The 15,431-nt window shown below is 62.0% G+C and carries 19 protein-coding genes; 6 read left to right on the plus strand and 13 right to left on the minus strand.

Annotation, left to right across the window (positions count from 1 at the left end):
• Positions 1-42 precede the first annotated feature (42 nt).
• Positions 43-543: a MarR family transcriptional regulator gene (locus tag RHEC894_RS01520; RefSeq protein ID WP_085735730.1), complete on the minus strand. Its 501-nt coding sequence runs from the start codon at positions 541-543 to the stop codon at positions 43-45.
• An 81-nt stretch (positions 544-624) separates the two neighbouring features.
• On the opposite strand from RHEC894_RS01520, the gene RHEC894_RS01525 reads away from it, so the two are divergent.
• Positions 625-1,536, plus strand: coding sequence for an EamA family transporter (locus tag RHEC894_RS01525; RefSeq protein ID WP_085735732.1), 912 nt, complete (start codon positions 625-627; stop codon positions 1,534-1,536).
• On the opposite strand, the gene RHEC894_RS01530 is transcribed toward RHEC894_RS01525, so the two are convergent.
• Positions 1,484-2,737: an aminopeptidase gene (locus RHEC894_RS01530; RefSeq protein WP_085735734.1), complete on the minus strand. Its 1,254-nt coding sequence runs from the start codon at positions 2,735-2,737 to the stop codon at positions 1,484-1,486. The genes RHEC894_RS01525 and RHEC894_RS01530 overlap by 53 nt on opposite strands.
• A 225-nt stretch (positions 2,738-2,962) precedes the next feature.
• Positions 2,963-3,646 carry a glutathione S-transferase family protein gene (locus tag RHEC894_RS01535; protein ID WP_010067028.1) on the minus strand — a complete coding sequence of 228 codons (684 nt, stop codon included), beginning with the start codon at positions 3,644-3,646 and terminating at the stop codon, positions 2,963-2,965.
• Positions 3,647-3,725: 79 nt separating this feature from the next.
• On the opposite strand from RHEC894_RS01535, the gene RHEC894_RS01540 reads away from it, so the two are divergent.
• Positions 3,726-4,169: a MarR family transcriptional regulator gene (locus RHEC894_RS01540; protein WP_085738815.1), complete on the plus strand. Its 444-nt coding sequence runs from the start codon at positions 3,726-3,728 to the stop codon at positions 4,167-4,169.
• On the opposite strand, the gene ybaK is transcribed toward RHEC894_RS01540, so the two are convergent.
• From ybaK to RHEC894_RS01560, 4 genes are all read right to left on the minus strand, one after another.
• On the minus strand, positions 4,170-4,643 hold the full coding sequence (ybaK, locus tag RHEC894_RS01545) for a Cys-tRNA(Pro) deacylase (RefSeq protein ID WP_085735735.1): 474 nt from the start codon (positions 4,641-4,643) through the stop codon (positions 4,170-4,172).
• Between the two features lie 3 nt (positions 4,644-4,646).
• Positions 4,647-4,997 (minus strand): ArsC family reductase, encoded by a 351-nt coding sequence (locus RHEC894_RS01550; RefSeq protein ID WP_085735737.1) that lies wholly within the window; start codon positions 4,995-4,997, stop codon positions 4,647-4,649.
• A gap of 100 nt (positions 4,998-5,097) precedes the next feature.
• Positions 5,098-6,156 carry a succinylglutamate desuccinylase/aspartoacylase family protein gene (locus tag RHEC894_RS01555; protein ID WP_085735738.1) on the minus strand — a complete coding sequence of 353 codons (1,059 nt, stop codon included), beginning with the start codon at positions 6,154-6,156 and terminating at the stop codon, positions 5,098-5,100.
• Positions 6,157-6,248: 92 nt separating this feature from the next.
• Positions 6,249-6,857 carry a 2'-5' RNA ligase family protein gene (locus RHEC894_RS01560; RefSeq protein ID WP_010068817.1) on the minus strand — a complete coding sequence of 203 codons (609 nt, stop codon included), beginning with the start codon at positions 6,855-6,857 and terminating at the stop codon, positions 6,249-6,251.
• A gap of 170 nt (positions 6,858-7,027) precedes the next feature.
• Between RHEC894_RS01560 and RHEC894_RS01565 the strand changes: the two genes are divergently transcribed.
• On the plus strand, positions 7,028-7,591 hold the full coding sequence (locus tag RHEC894_RS01565) for a methylated-DNA--[protein]-cysteine S-methyltransferase (protein ID WP_010068816.1): 564 nt from the start codon (positions 7,028-7,030) through the stop codon (positions 7,589-7,591).
• A 16-nt stretch (positions 7,592-7,607) separates the two neighbouring features.
• Here the strand turns inward: RHEC894_RS01565 and RHEC894_RS01570 are convergent, their stop codons facing one another.
• The gene (locus tag RHEC894_RS01570) at positions 7,608-8,342 is read right to left on the minus strand and encodes an SDR family oxidoreductase (protein ID WP_085735740.1); all 735 of its coding nucleotides are present in this window, start codon (positions 8,340-8,342) and stop codon (positions 7,608-7,610) included.
• A 75-nt stretch (positions 8,343-8,417) separates the two neighbouring features.
• The gene (locus RHEC894_RS01575; protein WP_245339491.1) at positions 8,418-8,795 is read right to left on the minus strand and encodes an Atu4866 domain-containing protein; all 378 of its coding nucleotides are present in this window, start codon (positions 8,793-8,795) and stop codon (positions 8,418-8,420) included.
• On the opposite strand from RHEC894_RS01575, the gene RHEC894_RS01580 reads away from it, so the two are divergent.
• Entirely contained in the window at positions 8,795-9,691 is an 897-nt protein-coding gene (locus tag RHEC894_RS01580; protein WP_085735741.1) for a LysR family transcriptional regulator, read from the plus strand. The two genes, RHEC894_RS01575 and RHEC894_RS01580, sit on opposite strands and share 1 nt — an antisense overlap.
• Before the next feature lie 80 nt (positions 9,692-9,771).
• On the opposite strand, the gene RHEC894_RS01585 is transcribed toward RHEC894_RS01580, so the two are convergent.
• A complete protein-coding gene (locus RHEC894_RS01585; RefSeq protein ID WP_085735743.1) occupies positions 9,772-12,255 on the minus strand; it encodes a DEAD/DEAH box helicase in 2,484 nt (827 codons plus the stop codon).
• 266 nt (positions 12,256-12,521) lie between these two features.
• Between RHEC894_RS01585 and RHEC894_RS01590 the strand changes: the two genes are divergently transcribed.
• Both RHEC894_RS01590 and RHEC894_RS01595 read left to right on the plus strand, forming a co-directional pair.
• Complete coding sequence (locus tag RHEC894_RS01590) at positions 12,522-13,376, plus strand: AraC family transcriptional regulator (protein ID WP_085735745.1); 855 nt, start codon at positions 12,522-12,524, stop codon at positions 13,374-13,376.
• 38 nt (positions 13,377-13,414) lie between these two features.
• Entirely contained in the window at positions 13,415-13,960 is a 546-nt protein-coding gene (locus RHEC894_RS01595; protein ID WP_085735747.1) for a YbhB/YbcL family Raf kinase inhibitor-like protein, read from the plus strand.
• Between the two features lie 125 nt (positions 13,961-14,085).
• On the opposite strand, the gene RHEC894_RS33730 is transcribed toward RHEC894_RS01595, so the two are convergent.
• From RHEC894_RS33730 to RHEC894_RS01605, 3 genes are all read right to left on the minus strand, one after another.
• Positions 14,086-14,271 carry a dihydrofolate reductase family protein gene (locus RHEC894_RS33730; protein WP_281069150.1) on the minus strand — a complete coding sequence of 62 codons (186 nt, stop codon included), beginning with the start codon at positions 14,269-14,271 and terminating at the stop codon, positions 14,086-14,088.
• Positions 14,272-14,309: 38 nt separating this feature from the next.
• On the minus strand, positions 14,310-14,711 hold the full coding sequence (locus RHEC894_RS33735; protein WP_281069151.1) for a dihydrofolate reductase family protein: 402 nt from the start codon (positions 14,709-14,711) through the stop codon (positions 14,310-14,312).
• A 122-nt stretch (positions 14,712-14,833) separates the two neighbouring features.
• Positions 14,834-15,364, minus strand: coding sequence for a dihydrofolate reductase family protein (locus tag RHEC894_RS01605; RefSeq protein WP_010067075.1), 531 nt, complete (start codon positions 15,362-15,364; stop codon positions 14,834-14,836).
• Positions 15,365-15,431: the final 67 nt, after the last annotated feature.

The raw sequence follows: 15,431 nt of genomic DNA on the forward strand, positions 1-15,431 counted from the left end.
TCCATGCGGCAAGCACTCCGCTGCATCGTGAAAACGCTCAAACTACTCGAAATCCGAAAGAAACTTCCTGAGCAACCGGTCGAGTTCCGCCTTATCGGCAGCGCTCAGGTTCCCCGTCAGCCGGTGCTGATTGGCGACATGGGCGTCGACGGCGGTTTCCACCGTCGTCAGCCCTTTTTCCGTCAGCGCGATCAACACGCTGCGCCTGTCATCCGGGTTGACGATGCGCTCGACGAGGCCTGCCTTTTCCAACTGGTCGATACGGTTCGTCATCGTGCCGGAGCTGACCATGGTCATCTCCAGAAGCTCGCCCGGCGAGAGCCGGTGAGGCGCGCCGGAGCGGCGAAGCGTTGCCAGCACGTCGAAGGCGGAGGTGGAAAGCCCGTGGTTCAGCAGCACCGCCTCCACTTCGCGGCCGAGATGCGTGCCGAGGCGTTTCAGGCGTCCGAGGATACCCATCGGTTCGACGTCGAGATCCGGCCGTTCCTGGCGCCATTGCGCCAGGATCTTGTCGACGTGATCCACCTTGCTGTCTTTGCTCATCATTCATCGATAACAGTCATTATCTTGACGTCAAGATAAAAAGGCGTAAGGTGCATTTATCTTGAGCTAGAGATTCTTGATATGAAGACAAATCTCCGCCATACAGCCGACCTTGCCGCGACCGCGCTCGCACCCGCTATCTGGGGCAGTACCTATATCGTCACCACCGCCTTCCTGCCGGCTGGATATCCGCTGACGGTGGCGATGCTCCGGGCCTTGCCGGCCGGGCTGCTGCTTCTGCTCCTGGTGAGGAAGCTGCCTTTCGGGATGTGGTGGGGCCGCGCCTTCATTCTCGGCGCCCTGAACTTCTCGTTCTTCTGGGCGATGCTCTTCGTCTCGGCCTACAGGCTGCCCGGCGGCGTTGCCGCAACGGTCGGCGCGGTGCAGCCGCTGATCGTCATCGCGCTGTCGCGGCTTTTCCTCGGCAAACCGATCCGGCCGCTTGCCGTGCTGGCCGGTCTTGCCGGCATGGCCGGTGTCGGACTGCTGGTGCTGACGCCGAAGGCGGGGCTGGATCCTGTGGGGGTTGCCGCCGGTCTTGCCGGCGCCGTGTCGATGGCCTTCGGCACCGTGCTGACCCGGCGCTGGGCGCCGCCGGTGTCGAACCTCACCTTCACCGCCTGGCAATTGACGGCAGGCGGCATCCTGCTGCTGCCTTTTGCGCTTTTCCTCGAACCGGCGCTGCCGACGCCGACTATCGCAAACATTGCCGGCATCACCTATCTCGGCCTGATCGGCGCGGCCTTCACCTATCTGCTCTGGTTTCGCGGCCTGTCGCGCATCGAGCCCTCGGCGGTCGCCTCTCTCGGTTTTCTCAGTCCTGTCGTCGCGACTTTGCTTGGCTGGCTGGCGCTCGGCCAGAGCCTGGCGCCGGCGCAGATCGCCGGTTTCGCCATGGTGCTTGCCGGCGTCTGGCTCAGCCAGCGCGCGACGATGCCGGTCAGGCCCATTCACCCTGGCGCATCACCGGCACCCGCGAACCATCCGATGTGATGCCGTCGATATCGACCTCACCCGAGCCGATCATCCAGTCGATATGGATCAGGCTGGAATTGCCGCCCTGCGCCTTGATCTGCTCCTGGCTGAGCTTTGCGCCGTCGAGGAAACACTTGGAATAGCACTGGCCGAGCGCGATGTGGCAGGAGGCGTTTTCGTCGAACAGCGTGTTGTAGAACAGGATGCCGCTCGCCGAAATCGGCGATGAATGCGGCACCAGCGCCACTTCGCCGAGCCGGCGTGCGCCCTCGTCGGTATCGAGCACCTTATTCAACACCTCTTCGCCGCGCGAGGCCTTGGCCTCGACCATGCGCCCGCCTTCGAAACGCACCTGGATATTGTCGATCAGCGTGCCCTGGTGCGAAAGCGGCTTGGTGCTCGATACATGGCCTTCGACGCGCAGCGCATGCGGCGTGGTGAAGACTTCCTCGGTCGGGATGTTCGGATTGCAGGTAACGCCGTTCTTGGCGGTGGAAGCGCCGCCATGCCATTCGTGCCCGTCGGCAAGGCCGACCGTCAGGTCGGTGCCCGGTCCCTTGAAATGCAGCGAGGCGAAGCGCTCGCCGTTCAGCCAGGCGGAGCGTTTGGCAAGGTTGGCATTATGCTCGGCCCAGGCGGTGATGGGATCGCTGACATCGACGCGCGAGGCGGCGAAGATCGCCTTGGCGAGCTTGGCGATCGCGATCGGTTCCGGATCGTCGGGGAAAACCACCTTGGCCCAGGACGGGTTGGGATAGGAGACGATGTTCCAGTTGATGTCGAAATTCGAAATTTTTTCCAGCGCCGGCTTGTAGGCGGTTGACATGGCGCGATTGGCGCGGCCGACCTTGCCGGCATCCTGCGCCGACAGCAGCAGCGGATTGTCGCCTGATACCGCAAGGCGGGCCGCTCCGTTGGCATAGGCCTTGGCCATGCCTTCGTAGAGCCAGCCGGAGGCGCGGTCGAAACTCTCGTCGCTGCCGTACTGATAGCGCGCCAGCGTCGTTTCCTCGTCGGAATAGAAGGCCGTCACCAGCCCGGCGCCGGCCTGATAGGCCTGTTTGGTGATCAGGCGAACGAGCGGCAGCGCCACGACGGGGGCGGTGATGACCAGATCCTGGCCCTTCTGCAGCTGCAGCCCGACCTTGACGGCGACTTCCGCAAGCTTTTCCAGCTTGTCGGGATCAATGGTGTTCTGGCTCTGGGGCATGAAAGTCATGGTTCAACCTGCCTTCTGTCATCGACGCTGGAGCAATTCCAGGCAAAGCGCGAAGCGCTTTTGCCGGGAATTGCGTAGATCCAAAAGATTGGAGCGGTTCTGCGCTTCCGTGAAAGCTGAACCGCTCCAAGAGGCTGGAAGACTTAGACCCGTTTGCGGCGAAAATGAAGCGTCCTGCTGGCGAATTGAAGCGGCCGGATAACTGTCCGGCCGCTTGTCAGCGGTTCAAGCGGCGGCAGGCTGCCTGAGCAGGATCGAGCTGTGTTTCTCGAGGAATTCCGTCAGCCGCTGTGGGTAATCCTCGCCAACGGCATTCTTGACGCTCTCCCGCGCCGACAGCGCCTTGCGCCAGCGCCTGACCCGCTCAAGGCCGTCGAAGATGCGGCTATCGCCCAACGTGTCGAAGAGATCGAAGTAACGAAAGACCGGCGCGAAGACGGCATCGACGAGGCTGAAGCTGCCGCCGGCGAAATAGGGTCCGTCGGTCAGCGCGCCGTCGATCGTCGCGAACTTGGAAATCAGCGCCTTGCGCTTGGTCTCCAGCTGCACCGCATCTTGCGCCGTTTCATAACCCCAGAGGTCGGAAAGCACGGAGGAGCCGAATTCCATCCAGCCGCGATGACGGGCGCGGATGAGCGGATCGGCGGGATGCAGGGCAGCACCCGCCTGCGTTTCCTCCAGATATTCGCAGATAACGCTGCTTTCGAACAGCACCGCCTCGCTGCCATCCTCCTCTTCGATCCGCAGCAGCGGCACTTTGCCAAGCGGCGAGATCTTCAGGAACCAGTCCGGCTTGTCGGCAAGGTCGATATTGATGCGCTCGAAGGCTACGCCCTTTTCAAGGAGAGCGATGGCAGCGCGCTGCACATAGGGGCAGAGATGATGGCTGATGAGGGTCAGTCTGGGCATGGAAATCTCCTGGTCACAATCCATGCAAATGCATCTAATATCGCTTGCGGTGGATTTCAAGATAGATGTAATTGCATTTATGTCCGAAAAAACATTAGAGCCGAGCGAAGCCTCCACCCGCGCCTGGACGAGCATCATGCGCGCCGGCGAACGGCTGCTTGGTGCGATCGAAACCGACCTGAAAGCCGCCGGCATGCCGCCGCTTGCCTGGTATGATGTGCTGTGGGAATTGGCGCGCGCGCAAGACGGCAGGCTGCGCCCCTATGAGATCGAAGAGCGGACGTTACTGGCGCAGTATAATCTTTCCCGCCTGATCGACCGGCTGGAAAGAGAGGGTTTCGTCCGGCGCGAAGTCTTCGCCAGGGATGGACGCGGCCGCTGGGTTGTCATCACCGAGGCCGGCCGGCAGCTGCGGGAGCGCATGTGGGCGATTTATGCCGGATCGATCGAGACCCATATCGGCTGCAAGCTTGCCGAAAGCGAAGCGAAGGCACTCGCGGGCCTGCTCGATCGCTTCCTTTGATCAGGCGATCAGCGGCGCAGCGACCGCCTTCAAAGCCTTCAATGCATCCTTCGGATCGAGCCGCACTTGCAGCCCGCGCTGCCCGCCATTGATATAGACAAGCGGCTCGGCAAGGGCGGTTTCCTCGACCGCTGTCGGCACGATCTTCTTCTGGCCGAAGGGGCTGATGCCGCCGACATGATAGCCCGTCAGCCGTTCGGCGTCGGCAGGCTTCATCATATTGGCCGATTTGCCGCCAAAGGCGCTCGCCAGCTTCTTCATGCTGACTTCGCGATCCGACGGCACGACGACGCAGACCGGCTTGCCGTCCACCTCCGCCATCAGCGTCTTCAGCACCCGGTGCGGGGCTTCGCCGAGGGCCTCGGCCGCCTGCAGCCCGACGCGCTCGGCGCCGGGATCGTAGTCATAGGTGTGGACGGTGAAGGCGACGCCTGCCTGGGAAAGAAGCTGTGTCGCGCGCGTGGTCTTGGACATGGCTCAGCCCTTGAACATATCCGCGTAAATCTCCGGCTTGAAGCCGACCAGCAGCTTGCCCTTCGTCTCCAGCACCGGCCGCTTGATCATCGACGGCTGGTCGAGCATCAGCGCGATCGCCTTTTCCCGGGTCAGGTTCTCGCGCTCGGTATCGGGCAGCTTGCGGAAGGTGGTGCCGGCGCGGTTGAGCACGGTATCGAGGCCGGCCTGATCGATCCAGCTCTCGAGATGGGCCCGGTCGATGCCGAGCGCCTTGTAATCATGAAATTCATAGGCGACGCCGTGGTCTTCCAGCCAGCTGCGGGCCTTCTTCATCGTGTCGCAATTCTTGATGCCATAGATGGTGACGGCCATGCCGATCGATCTCCTGTGATGGCGGCGAGATAACATGGGCGGGGGCCGGCGCAAACGCCCCGCGGCGTTTTATCCCCGAGCGCGCCGATAATCCGGAGGCTCAATTCTCCAGCGTGCCGGCCTTGCGCGAGGCCTTGCTTCGATTGTCGCAGGCGATCTTCATCAGGTCGCCGCGCCGCCGCACCAGCCGGTCGGAGGTTCGGGTCAGGATCAGCCCGGCCTGCGGCGCATGCAGGTCTATGCCGCCGCCCGGCTGTCCCGGCCGGGTGACGATCGTCGCCAGAAGGTCGCCTTCCGCAACTCTCTCGCCGATATTGCGATGGAAGAGCACGGCGCCGCCTTCGGGAGCGCGAAGGATCTCGACATTGTCGAGCGGCACGGCCGGCCCGGAAAATGCCGTTGCCGCCGTCTCGCCGCTGACGATCCCTCGCGTCACGAGGAAACGCCAGAGCCCGTCCGCATCCTTCTTCGCCAGTACCGGATCGACATCGCGCTTGCCGCGCAGCTCGACGGTGACGGAAAGCCTGCCCGGCAACCGCGATCGGCGCTCGCCGGGAATTTCATATTTCCAGGCAAAACCGACGGCCTCCTCGAAGGCCGAACTTTCGCCATCGGAAAGCAGCACGGCCTGCATGTCGAGCGCGGCGGCCAGATCGGCTGCCTCCGGCCAGAAGGCCTCGTCGATATAGGCATATTGCAGCGATTCATCGTCGCAATGCAGATCGAGCACGAGATCGGCGCGGAGCGCCATATGCAGGAGCTGCCGTTTCAATCTGTCGGTAGCCGGATAATCATCGAGGTCTTCAATAAGTGTGGCCCGGTCAGCAATGGACATCAGCGGGAAATCCCGGTTGAAATTGGTGCGTGAGCCCAAGTCGAAACGGCCTTGCAACTCGCCGAAATGCGATTGCGCCGCACCGATCGGATTGGCCTGCGGGACGATGGTGATATCGCCCGCGATCCGGCCGTCGTTTTCCGCCTGTCGCAGCCTCTCGCAGAGGAAGTGCAGGAGCACCGTTCCCGGGAGTTCGCCGGCATGCAGTGCCGCCTGGATATAGACTTTCGGTGCCTTCGGATCGCTGCCGGCAAAACGCAGCACCGGCAGCCGCCACGCTGTTCCCGGCGTATCGCCCGGAATGATGATCTCTGAAACGTCCATGTTTTTGTCTCGCTTGCAATCGGACAGCTTTTCCGAGTTTTACGCGTGGAAATCCGGCTCGCGCAAGCCGCGGTCGAGGGACATCGTTGCGATCAGCTGAGCAACGGCCAACGATCGATGATGTGGTGTTCGGTTTTTCCGAGAAGGCTGTGAATGAGCAGGAACTCCTGCGCGCCCCATGAAACCGGTCTGACGAGGCTCGCCGGCGGCACCGCCTTGCGGTCGTAGAGCAGCGTCATATGCGGCGTGAAATGCGGGTCGATATTATGGGGCAATCCGGCATTGTGCATGCCGACCCCGAGCTGGACATGCAGTCGGGTGAGCGCTTTCCGTCCGCCTTCGCCATAGAGCACCAGAGGTCGCGCCTTGCCTTCCCGTCTGAAGCTCATGATCCTGTCGAAGGTGATCGCGATCGGCACGCCCTCGACGGTGGCGCCGGCCTGGCGGGCCGCGAAGACCACGTCCTCCGGCAGCACCTCGTAGTCGCCGATGCCGATGACGCTGACATGCAGCGTCGTCAGCCTTGGCTTTGCCGAAAGGGAGAAAGCTTTGCCATAGTCATCGGCGATCGAAGCCGCTTGCCGTTCGACGATCGCCGGAACGCCGAGAGCGAAGAAAAGCCGGTGCCCGCCGCCGTGGCTTTCACCCGGCCGCCGAGGCGGACTGTGACCATGGTCGAAATCGAAGGAAATCTGGTTCATGAGCTGTCAGGTCGTCATGACCCGCCTCGTCGTTCCAAAAACGGGATGAAAGATACGCCGGCCAAATCGAATGGCAAGAACAAAAAAAGAACACTGTGCGCAAGAAACGGGTTGAAACAGCGGTCGTCCCGTACGATTCTGGTGTAAATCGAAAACGCGGAGGCTGTGTCATGGCCGAGACGATACATCACTATCTCATCTTCGAAACATCAGGCGGTTTCTGCGGCATCGCCTGGAGCGACGCCGGCATCGCCCGCTTCCAGCTGCCGACGAAGTCAGCGGAAGCGACCGAACGGCTGCTGCTGCGCCGCCTGCCGGATGCCCAGCCCGGCGCGCCGACGCCTGGCGTGCTGGAGACGGTCGCGGCCGTGAAGCGCTATTTCCAGGGTGAGGAAACCGATTTTTCCGGCGTCGAACTCGATCTTGCCGGCCAGGATGACTTCTTCCGAAATATCTACGCGGCAGCCAGACGGGTCGGCTGGGGTCGCACGACCACCTACGGCGCGCTGGCGAAGGAGCTTGGCGTCGGGCCGGAAGCCGCCCGCGACGTCGGCCAGGCAATGGCGAAAAACCCGGTCGCCCTGATCATTCCCTGCCACCGGGTGCTGGCCGCCGGCGGCAAGCTCGGCGGCTTCTCCGCTCCCGGCGGCTCGTCATCGAAGGCCCGCATGCTGGAACTCGAAGGCGTCAGCCTCGCCCCGCCGCCGCCCGCCCAGCAATCGCTGGGTTTTTAGGCGAAATGCGGGCTGCTCAATGCGGGCTGGCCGTCGGCCGGATGATGATCTCGCTGACATCGACGTCATCAGGCTGGCTGATCGCGTAGAAGATCGAATTGGCGACGGCTTCCGGGCTGATCGTCACCGCCCTGAAAGCCTTCATGGCGTCCCGAGCTGTGGGATCGGTGATCGTCTCGGCCAGTTCCGAGGTCGTCGTGCCGGGAGAAATAACGGTGACGCGGATGCGATCGGTCTCCTGCCGCAATCCGTCCGAGATTGCCCGCACCGCGTATTTTGTCGCGCAATAGACGGCAGCCGTCGGCGAGACGCTGTGTCCGCCGATCGAAGACAGGTTGATGATCTGCCCCGATCCCTGCGCCTTCATGATCGGAAGAGCCGCCGCGATGCCGTAGAGAACGCCCTTGATGTTGACGTCGACCATCCGATCCCACTCCTCGACCTTGAGGGCATCGAGCGGTGAGAGCGGCATGACGCCGGCATTGTTGACGATGACATCAAGCCGGCCGAACTCGGATCTGGCAAAGCCGGCAAATGCTTCGACTTGGGAACGGTCGGTGACGTCAAGCTTTCGCAGGCGCACCCTCCCGCCCTTGGCTGCGATTTCGCCGGCGAGCGTCTCCAGCCGCTCGGTACGACGCGCGCCGATGACGATATGGGCGCCGGCCGCAGCCAGCACCCTTGCCGCAGCCTCACCGATGCCGCTGCTCGCCCCGGTAATGGCAACGACTTTTCCTTCGATATCAGACATTTCAAGCTCCATTGGTTCGTTGAGCGTTTTCTGGGCGGTCAGCTGGACGCGGTTTTCCTGCTTGAGATTGCCGCGTCAGGCGGCATGTCCCTTGCGGCGAAACACCATGCCGCCATGATGCAGTGTGTTGCCGTCGACGAAATCGCCGTCGGCGGTGAAGCCGGTATCGTCCCAATATTCGATGTGGTTTCCTGTGATTTCGTAACGGCCTCGATAGGCGCTTTCCCGGTTGCCGCGGGCTTCGTCGTAACGGCCATCGGCCAGAAGTTCGTGGCGGATCCGGCCATCATTCGTCACCCACATGCCGACATAGGGATGTTGCTGCATGATATTCTCGCTTGTTGATGCATGGGTTCGGCCATTGCTTCGCTGTGACCGGACATAGAGATAGCGCTTCCGGGAACAGCGATTAAGTTGCCAATCGAAGATGCTTTGGTTAGTATTGCTAACCAATGATTGATGATCTCGAAGGCATTTCGGTCTTTCTCGCCGTGGCGGAAGCGCGCAACTTCCGGCTCGCCGGCGAGCGGCTTGGCGTCACTCGCTCCGCCGTCAGCCAGGCTTTGCAGCGCTTGGAGGATCGGGTCGGCGCCGCCCTGGTTCAGCGAACGACGCGCAGCGTCAGCCTGACCGAAGCCGGCGAAGTGTTCTTCGAGGCGGTTCGCCCGTCAGTGCGGCAGGTCAAGGATGCGGTGCAGACCGTGCGGGACATGCAGGCCCGGCCGAGCGGCCTGCTGAGGATCGCCGTCTCCTCGATCGCCGAGAGCTTTTTGTCCGGCACGCTGTTGGCCGGCTTCATGCAAGCCTGCCCTGAGATCAAGCTCGATATTACCATCAGTGATGAGGAATTCGATATCGTCGAGGCCGGTTTCGACGCGGGTGTGCGGCTCGGCGAAGTGATCGAACAGGATATGATCGCGATCTCCGTCTCCGAAGAGCAGCGGCAATGTGCGGCCGCATCCCCCACCTATCTTGAGCGCCGCGGCCATCCCCGCCACCCTCGCGACCTGCAGAACCATGCCTGTATTGGATGGCGGCCGCGCCCCGATACGGCGCCGTATCGCTGGGAGTTCACCGAGAATGACCGCGACTTCGACGTCGCAGTTGATCCCGCCGTCACCACCAACGACATGGGCATGATGATCCGCATGGCCTGTGCCGGAGCCGGCATCACCTTCGGCATGGTGGAAACCTTTCGGCCCTATGTCGATCGTGGAGAGCTGGTGCCGCTGCTCGAAGATTTCTGTCCGCCCTTTCCGGGCTTCTATCTCTATTATCCCCGGCGCCAGCGGCAGCCGCTGAAGCTGCGATCGCTGGTGGACCATATCCGCGCTTCCGGCAGACGGTAGATAGGGTTCGTTGCCGCGGCGGATCTCTGCGAATTGATATCAGGCTTCCCTAACCGCATCGTAGCCCGCCCTGCCGCCGATCACGCAATCCTGCCACGCAGGCTGTCGGCGAGCGCGGAAAGAGCATTGGCGAGTTGCGCCGCTGTTTCCGGCGGCGGCAGCGGTATCTTCAGGCTTCGCGCGCCGGTGGCCGAATCACGCTCTACCCATGGATGCGCCGTCGCATCGGAATCGTTGGCCGCCGCCAGAGCGGCAACAACCTGCGCGCCGATCTGGGCCAAGGCTTGCCACGGATCGGAAGCGGCCTGGCGCGGCGGAGCGGCGGCTTCGGTTGGCGTCACCACCTTCGCTTCCGCATCGACCTCGACATCCGCTGTGAAACCTTCCCCGGATTCAGCCTCGTCGGCGATGCCGAAGTTCGTCATCTCCTCGGCCGGCGCCACGGTCTGGCCTTCACCCATGCTTCCGGTTACGTTCTCCACCTCCTTCATGAACCGGTTGAGGCGCGAGCCGCCGAGCGAAATCTCGCTGAGGCCGCCGTCGAGAATTCCGGCCGACAGAGAGCGCTTGAACGCCAGAACCGAAAGCATGCCCTCTTCGATGGTGCCCTTTGAGACGAAATTGATCACCTGCACCGGCCGCGCCTGGCCTATGCGATGGATGCGGGCGATGCGCTGCTCGAGGATCGCCGGGTTCCACGGCAGATCCATGTTCACCAGCGTCGAGGCATTCTGCAGATTGAGCCCGGCGCTGCCGGCTTCGGTGGACAGGAACACGCGGCAATCGGGATCGTTGCGAAACCGCTCGACCAGTTCCGGACGCTTTTCCGACGGCACACCGCCATGGAGGCTGACATAGCCGATCCCACGCGCCTTGAGGCGGCGGATGACGATCTCGTGGGTGCGGGTCCATTGGGAGAAGACCACCGCTTTGGCTTCGGGGTCGGCGAACAGTTCGCCCAGAAGTGCTGCCAGTTCGTCTGCCTTCACCCCGTGATCGGTTTCCTGGTCCAGCAGATAGGTGCTGTTGCACGACATGCGCATATTCTGGAGCGCGCAGGTCAGCCGGCGCTGGTCCTTGTCCGAAAGAAACTTCGTCTTGTGCCAGCGCTGGACGATTCTCGCCACGATGTCAGCGTTTTCCTGGTGGTGGAGCATCTGCCCCTCGGTCATCGGCACCAGGACGTTCTGGTCGGTCCTGCTGGGCAATTGCCGCAGCACCTCCGACTTGCGCCGGCGTATCATCACAGGCGCCAGTGTCTGGCCGATTTTTTCGAGCCCGGTATAACCGATGACACGCCCGCCGTCGTCCTTGACCTGATGCTCGTGCAGTAGCTTCCAGGTTGGTCCCAAACGGTGCTGATCGACGAACTGGACGATGGAAACCAGCTCTTCCAGCTTGTTCTCCAGGGGCGTCCCGGTCAGGACCATCGCATAGGTGCTGTCGATGCTTTTGAGGGCGCGCGCCGCAATGGTGTTCCAGTTTTTTACCCGTTGTGCTTCATCGACGATGACGAGGTCCGGTGCCCAGGCGGTGATCAGGTCGAGATCGGGTTTGAGTTTTTCGTAGTTGGTGATTTTGCAGAAGTCATCCAGCGCGTAGTCCTTCTGCCGCTCTGCCCGGCCACCATTGATGACGCGTGCCGCATTCTCTCCGCCTCGTCCCGAAAACCGCGCGATCTCGCTTTGCCACTGGTATTTGAGCGAGGTCGGGCAGATCACCAGCACTCTTGAGACGCCGAAATGCCGCGCCAGGATTTCCGTTGCGGCGATCGCCTGTATGGTCTTGCCCAGTCCCATGTCATCGCCGATCAGCGCTCGGCCGGCCTGCGCCGCAAACAGCGCGCCTTCAGCCTGATAGGGATAGAGCGGCACCTTCAGCAGCGTCTGCAGCCCGATGTCGCCGGCACCTTGCGGAAAAAGCTGTTCGAGCTTTGCGGCCCGTCGTTCCGCGTCCCTTTTTCCGGCGATGAAATCGAGCGCATCGTCATAGGCGCGGAGCTCGTGGTCGCTGCCGGACGCTGTGGCCATGAAAGGCTCCAACTCGCCGAAGCGGTCCTCGGCAAGCATGCCGTCGTGATCGGCGTCGAACAAGGCCGCCGCGGCCTCCTTCACGGCCGGTGGGCATTGCGTTCCGGCACGGAAATGGATGCGGCGTTTACCGTCGTTGCGCAGATAGAGTTCGGAAAATGCCGGTTGATAGCCCCGCGCGAACGCCGTCTTGGCACCGCGCTTCTTTTCCAGCTTGGCAAGCGTGAATTCGAGGTGCTTGCAGGTGCCGAGTTCGCTGGTGGAGTAATCGGGGCATGAACAGAAATTACCCCACGGGCCCAAGCCACGAATGGCAACGCGGTAGCTGGAATTCGAAACCGGATTGGTAACCCTGAATTCGGAGAAGAACGGCTCGTCGGTGAGATTCTCAAGCCCAAAAGCTTGCCCCCTCCCGAACTGGCGGCGCAGGCCGCGCTGCCAGTCCATGGGCGATAAATCGGCCGGCGCCTGGGTGCGTGACAGTTTAGGTTCCTGGTTCGGTGTGGGCTTCAAGTTTCGGGACTTGGATTTCATCGAAGTACATCCATTCGATACAGTTTTTCGCGCGCCATTCTTCCAAGCTTGTCGGCTGCGGCATCGCAGAAGAACTATCCAGATTCGAATCCCGATACCAGAGGCAGCCGCGGAAGCTGTGCGCATTGGTCGCTTGTGCCGGACGGTCCGACAATCCCTGATGTGGTTGGTGCCCCGGCCCCAAGGTTGCCGCTGGCATGCGGTTTTGGTATCCCCACCTGAAGGGAACAGCGGTCGCGCTGCTCCATCCCGTTGCCGGAGACCATATGCTGGACGACGTCTTTTCCATTCCGACCAGGGCCTTGATCCGCCAGGGCGGGCGAGCTTGCTTTTTTCGTCTCGTCAATACGAGCCCCTTGTTGATACAGGTGCAATCGGGAACGAAGATCGTCATGGCGGATGACAGGCCTTTGCGCCTTGAGGCGGGCGCCTATGGCCTGCTGCCCGACTATAGGCCGCTGACGATGGAGAATATTCCAAAGGCGCCGCAAAAGTATCAGACCCTGGCGCTTCCTGTTCCCAGACAGCTTTTCGAGGAGACCTATCTCAGCATGAGATCGATCGCCGTTCCGTCGCGGCCTGTCCCGGCAAGCGCCTCGACCCTGCCGGAGGAAGCGGCGGCATTGTTTGATTATTGCTGTCAGCCCGGCAATCTGACGAGGCTTCCCGGCGTCATTGCCAAGGCTCGTTTGATGGAGCTGATCACCTGGTTTGCGCTCAGTGGAGCGGTGCTGGGCCAACTCCAAAGTCCTCGGCTCGAGGATCGGCTAAGGCAGATGATTGAAAGTGATACGGCCTTCGACTGGACGCTGGGGCATGCGGCGCGCTCGTTCAATATGAGTGAAGCGACGTTGAGGCGCAGGCTTGCCGGCGAGAATAGCAGCTTCAGCGAGATCCTCAGCGACACCCGGATGAACCGAGCTCTGGCGCTCGTCCAGACGACAACATTGCCGATGGCGCAGGTTGCGCTTGAGGTCGGTTATGATTCGCCGTCGCAATTCTCAGCCCGCTTCAAGGAGCGCTTTGGCGTCAGTCCGCGCCACGTGCGGAGCGGGCCTGAGAATTTTGAGCGGATCGGGGCAGAAGTTGAGCAGAGCGGGGCAGATATGCTCGCCCGCTGACGATAGGTCTCCTGCATCGTCAACCGCAGGAAAACAACATGCGTCTCATAACAGCAGCCCTTCTCGCCGCGTCCGTCTTCGGCGCCACCGCCGCTCAGGCCGAAATGAAGCTTGCCTCGAAGGATTTGACCGCCGGCAAGGTCATGGCCGATGCGCAGGTCTTCAACAGCTTCGGCTGCTCGGGCAAGAATATTTCCCCGGAACTGGTGTGGTCCGGCGCTCCGGAGGGTACCAAGAGCTTCGCCATCATGGCTTACGATCCGGACGCCCCGACCGGCTCCGGCTGGTGGCATTGGTCGGTGTTCAACATTCCTGCAGACGCTTCGAAGATCGCCACCGGCGCAAGCGGTGACAAGAAGCTTCCGGCAGGCGCCGTGGAAGGTCACACCGATTTCGGCACGTCGGGATATGGCGGCGCATGCCCGCCGGCCGGCGATGCGCCGCACCACTACCAGTTCACCGTCTACGCACTCAAGGTCGACAAACTGCCGCTTCCCGATACCGCGCCGGGCGCCATGGTCGGCTTCTATGTCAGGGCAAATACGCTCGACAAGGCCTCCCTTGAAGTCACCTATGGGCGCTGAAGCCGGCTAAGGATCCCAATATGCATGAGGAAGGCCGGCCGTGGTGACTGAACCTCGGCCGGCCCACGTGCTGAGGCAAGCGCAGGCACTCAAGAGAGCCTCGTCCTGAACCTTCGCAGACGTGTTCATACCGGCCGATAGATCTGCGCCACCGCACCGCCGGGAAAGGCCTTCGAGCTCATCAGCTTGAGAGGCTGTGGCGCGCTAAGTTCGGAAAACAACGGCAGGCCCTTGCCGAGCGCCACTGGGGTCACGATCAGGGCGAACTGGTCGACCAGTCCCAGGGCGACCAGGCTGCGAGCGAAGCTCACGCCGCCATGGGCGATGATCGGCTTGCCCTCCTCGGCTTTCAGCGCCGCGATTCCTCGGCAGGGTCGCCGCTCGCTACATAGGCTTTAGCCCAGCTCTCCGCGCCGGGCTGCGGCTCCGCCGACTGTCCATTCCCCGCCTTGGCGCCGAGGTCGTCGAGCGCCACCTTCGCCTTCCCAAGAATATCAGCCCCCTGCCGCGAGAAGACCGCCTTGGGAATCTGGTTCATCGGCGGCGCGAACGCCATGGTGGAGGTCGGCCAGAAGGGAGCCATGGCGAGAAAGCTGCGGCTGCCCATGATGTGGAGGCTTGCGTTCCAAATATAGTCTACGGCCCAGGCCTTCGCCTCTTGATCGGCGCCGAACATCCATGTGTTTCGGCCATCCAGATCGCTGACGAAGCCGTCGACCGATATGGACATTTTCAGGATCAGGTCTCTCACGGCGTTCTCCTCTTTGGGTGTTAACCCAAGGACGGGTGGCGCCGACAAGATCCGACATCGGCGATCACGTCTGGCCGTGTGCCTTCCGTCTTCATCGGCAAGTTTACTTGCGACTCCTGAAATTAGGCAGGAACATAGGTCAGTTTGATCACATTCTCGTCGACCCGATCATGGCTCACAAGGCGCAGCGGCGGTCGGGGTCCTGCGAAATAGGGTTTACCGTGACCAAGCACGACGGGATGCAGGTAGATGTGATACTCGTCGATCAGGCCGAGTTCGGTAAGGCTTTGTGCCATGTCTGGGCCGGCAACTTCGATCTCCCCATCGCGCTCGGCCTTCAACGCGCGGATCGTGCCCTCGAGATCATCCCCAACAAGGCTGGCGTTGGGGCCGACCGACGTCAACGAGCGCGAGACCACCCATTTGGGCTGGTTCCGCCACGCCGCTGCGAAGGCCTGTTTCTCTGCATCCCATTCGGGATGATCGTCATCCCAATAGCGCATGACCTCATATATTCGCCGGCCATAGACGCTGCCTGCCTGCCTCTGAGCCGCCTCGATGAAGTGGCGGAAGAGAGTGGGACTTGGCGCAAACCTCGTATGGTCGACGTAGCCGTCCAGCGACTGGTTCATCCCGAAGACGAGCTTAGCCATACCAGCTTCCTTTCTTGAACGGGGCATCTGCGTGAGTTCGGCTGCGCAGCGATAGGAAAAGGCTAGA

Source organism: Rhizobium sp. CIAT894 (assembly GCF_000172795.2).
GTDB lineage: Bacteria > Pseudomonadota > Alphaproteobacteria > Rhizobiales > Rhizobiaceae > Rhizobium.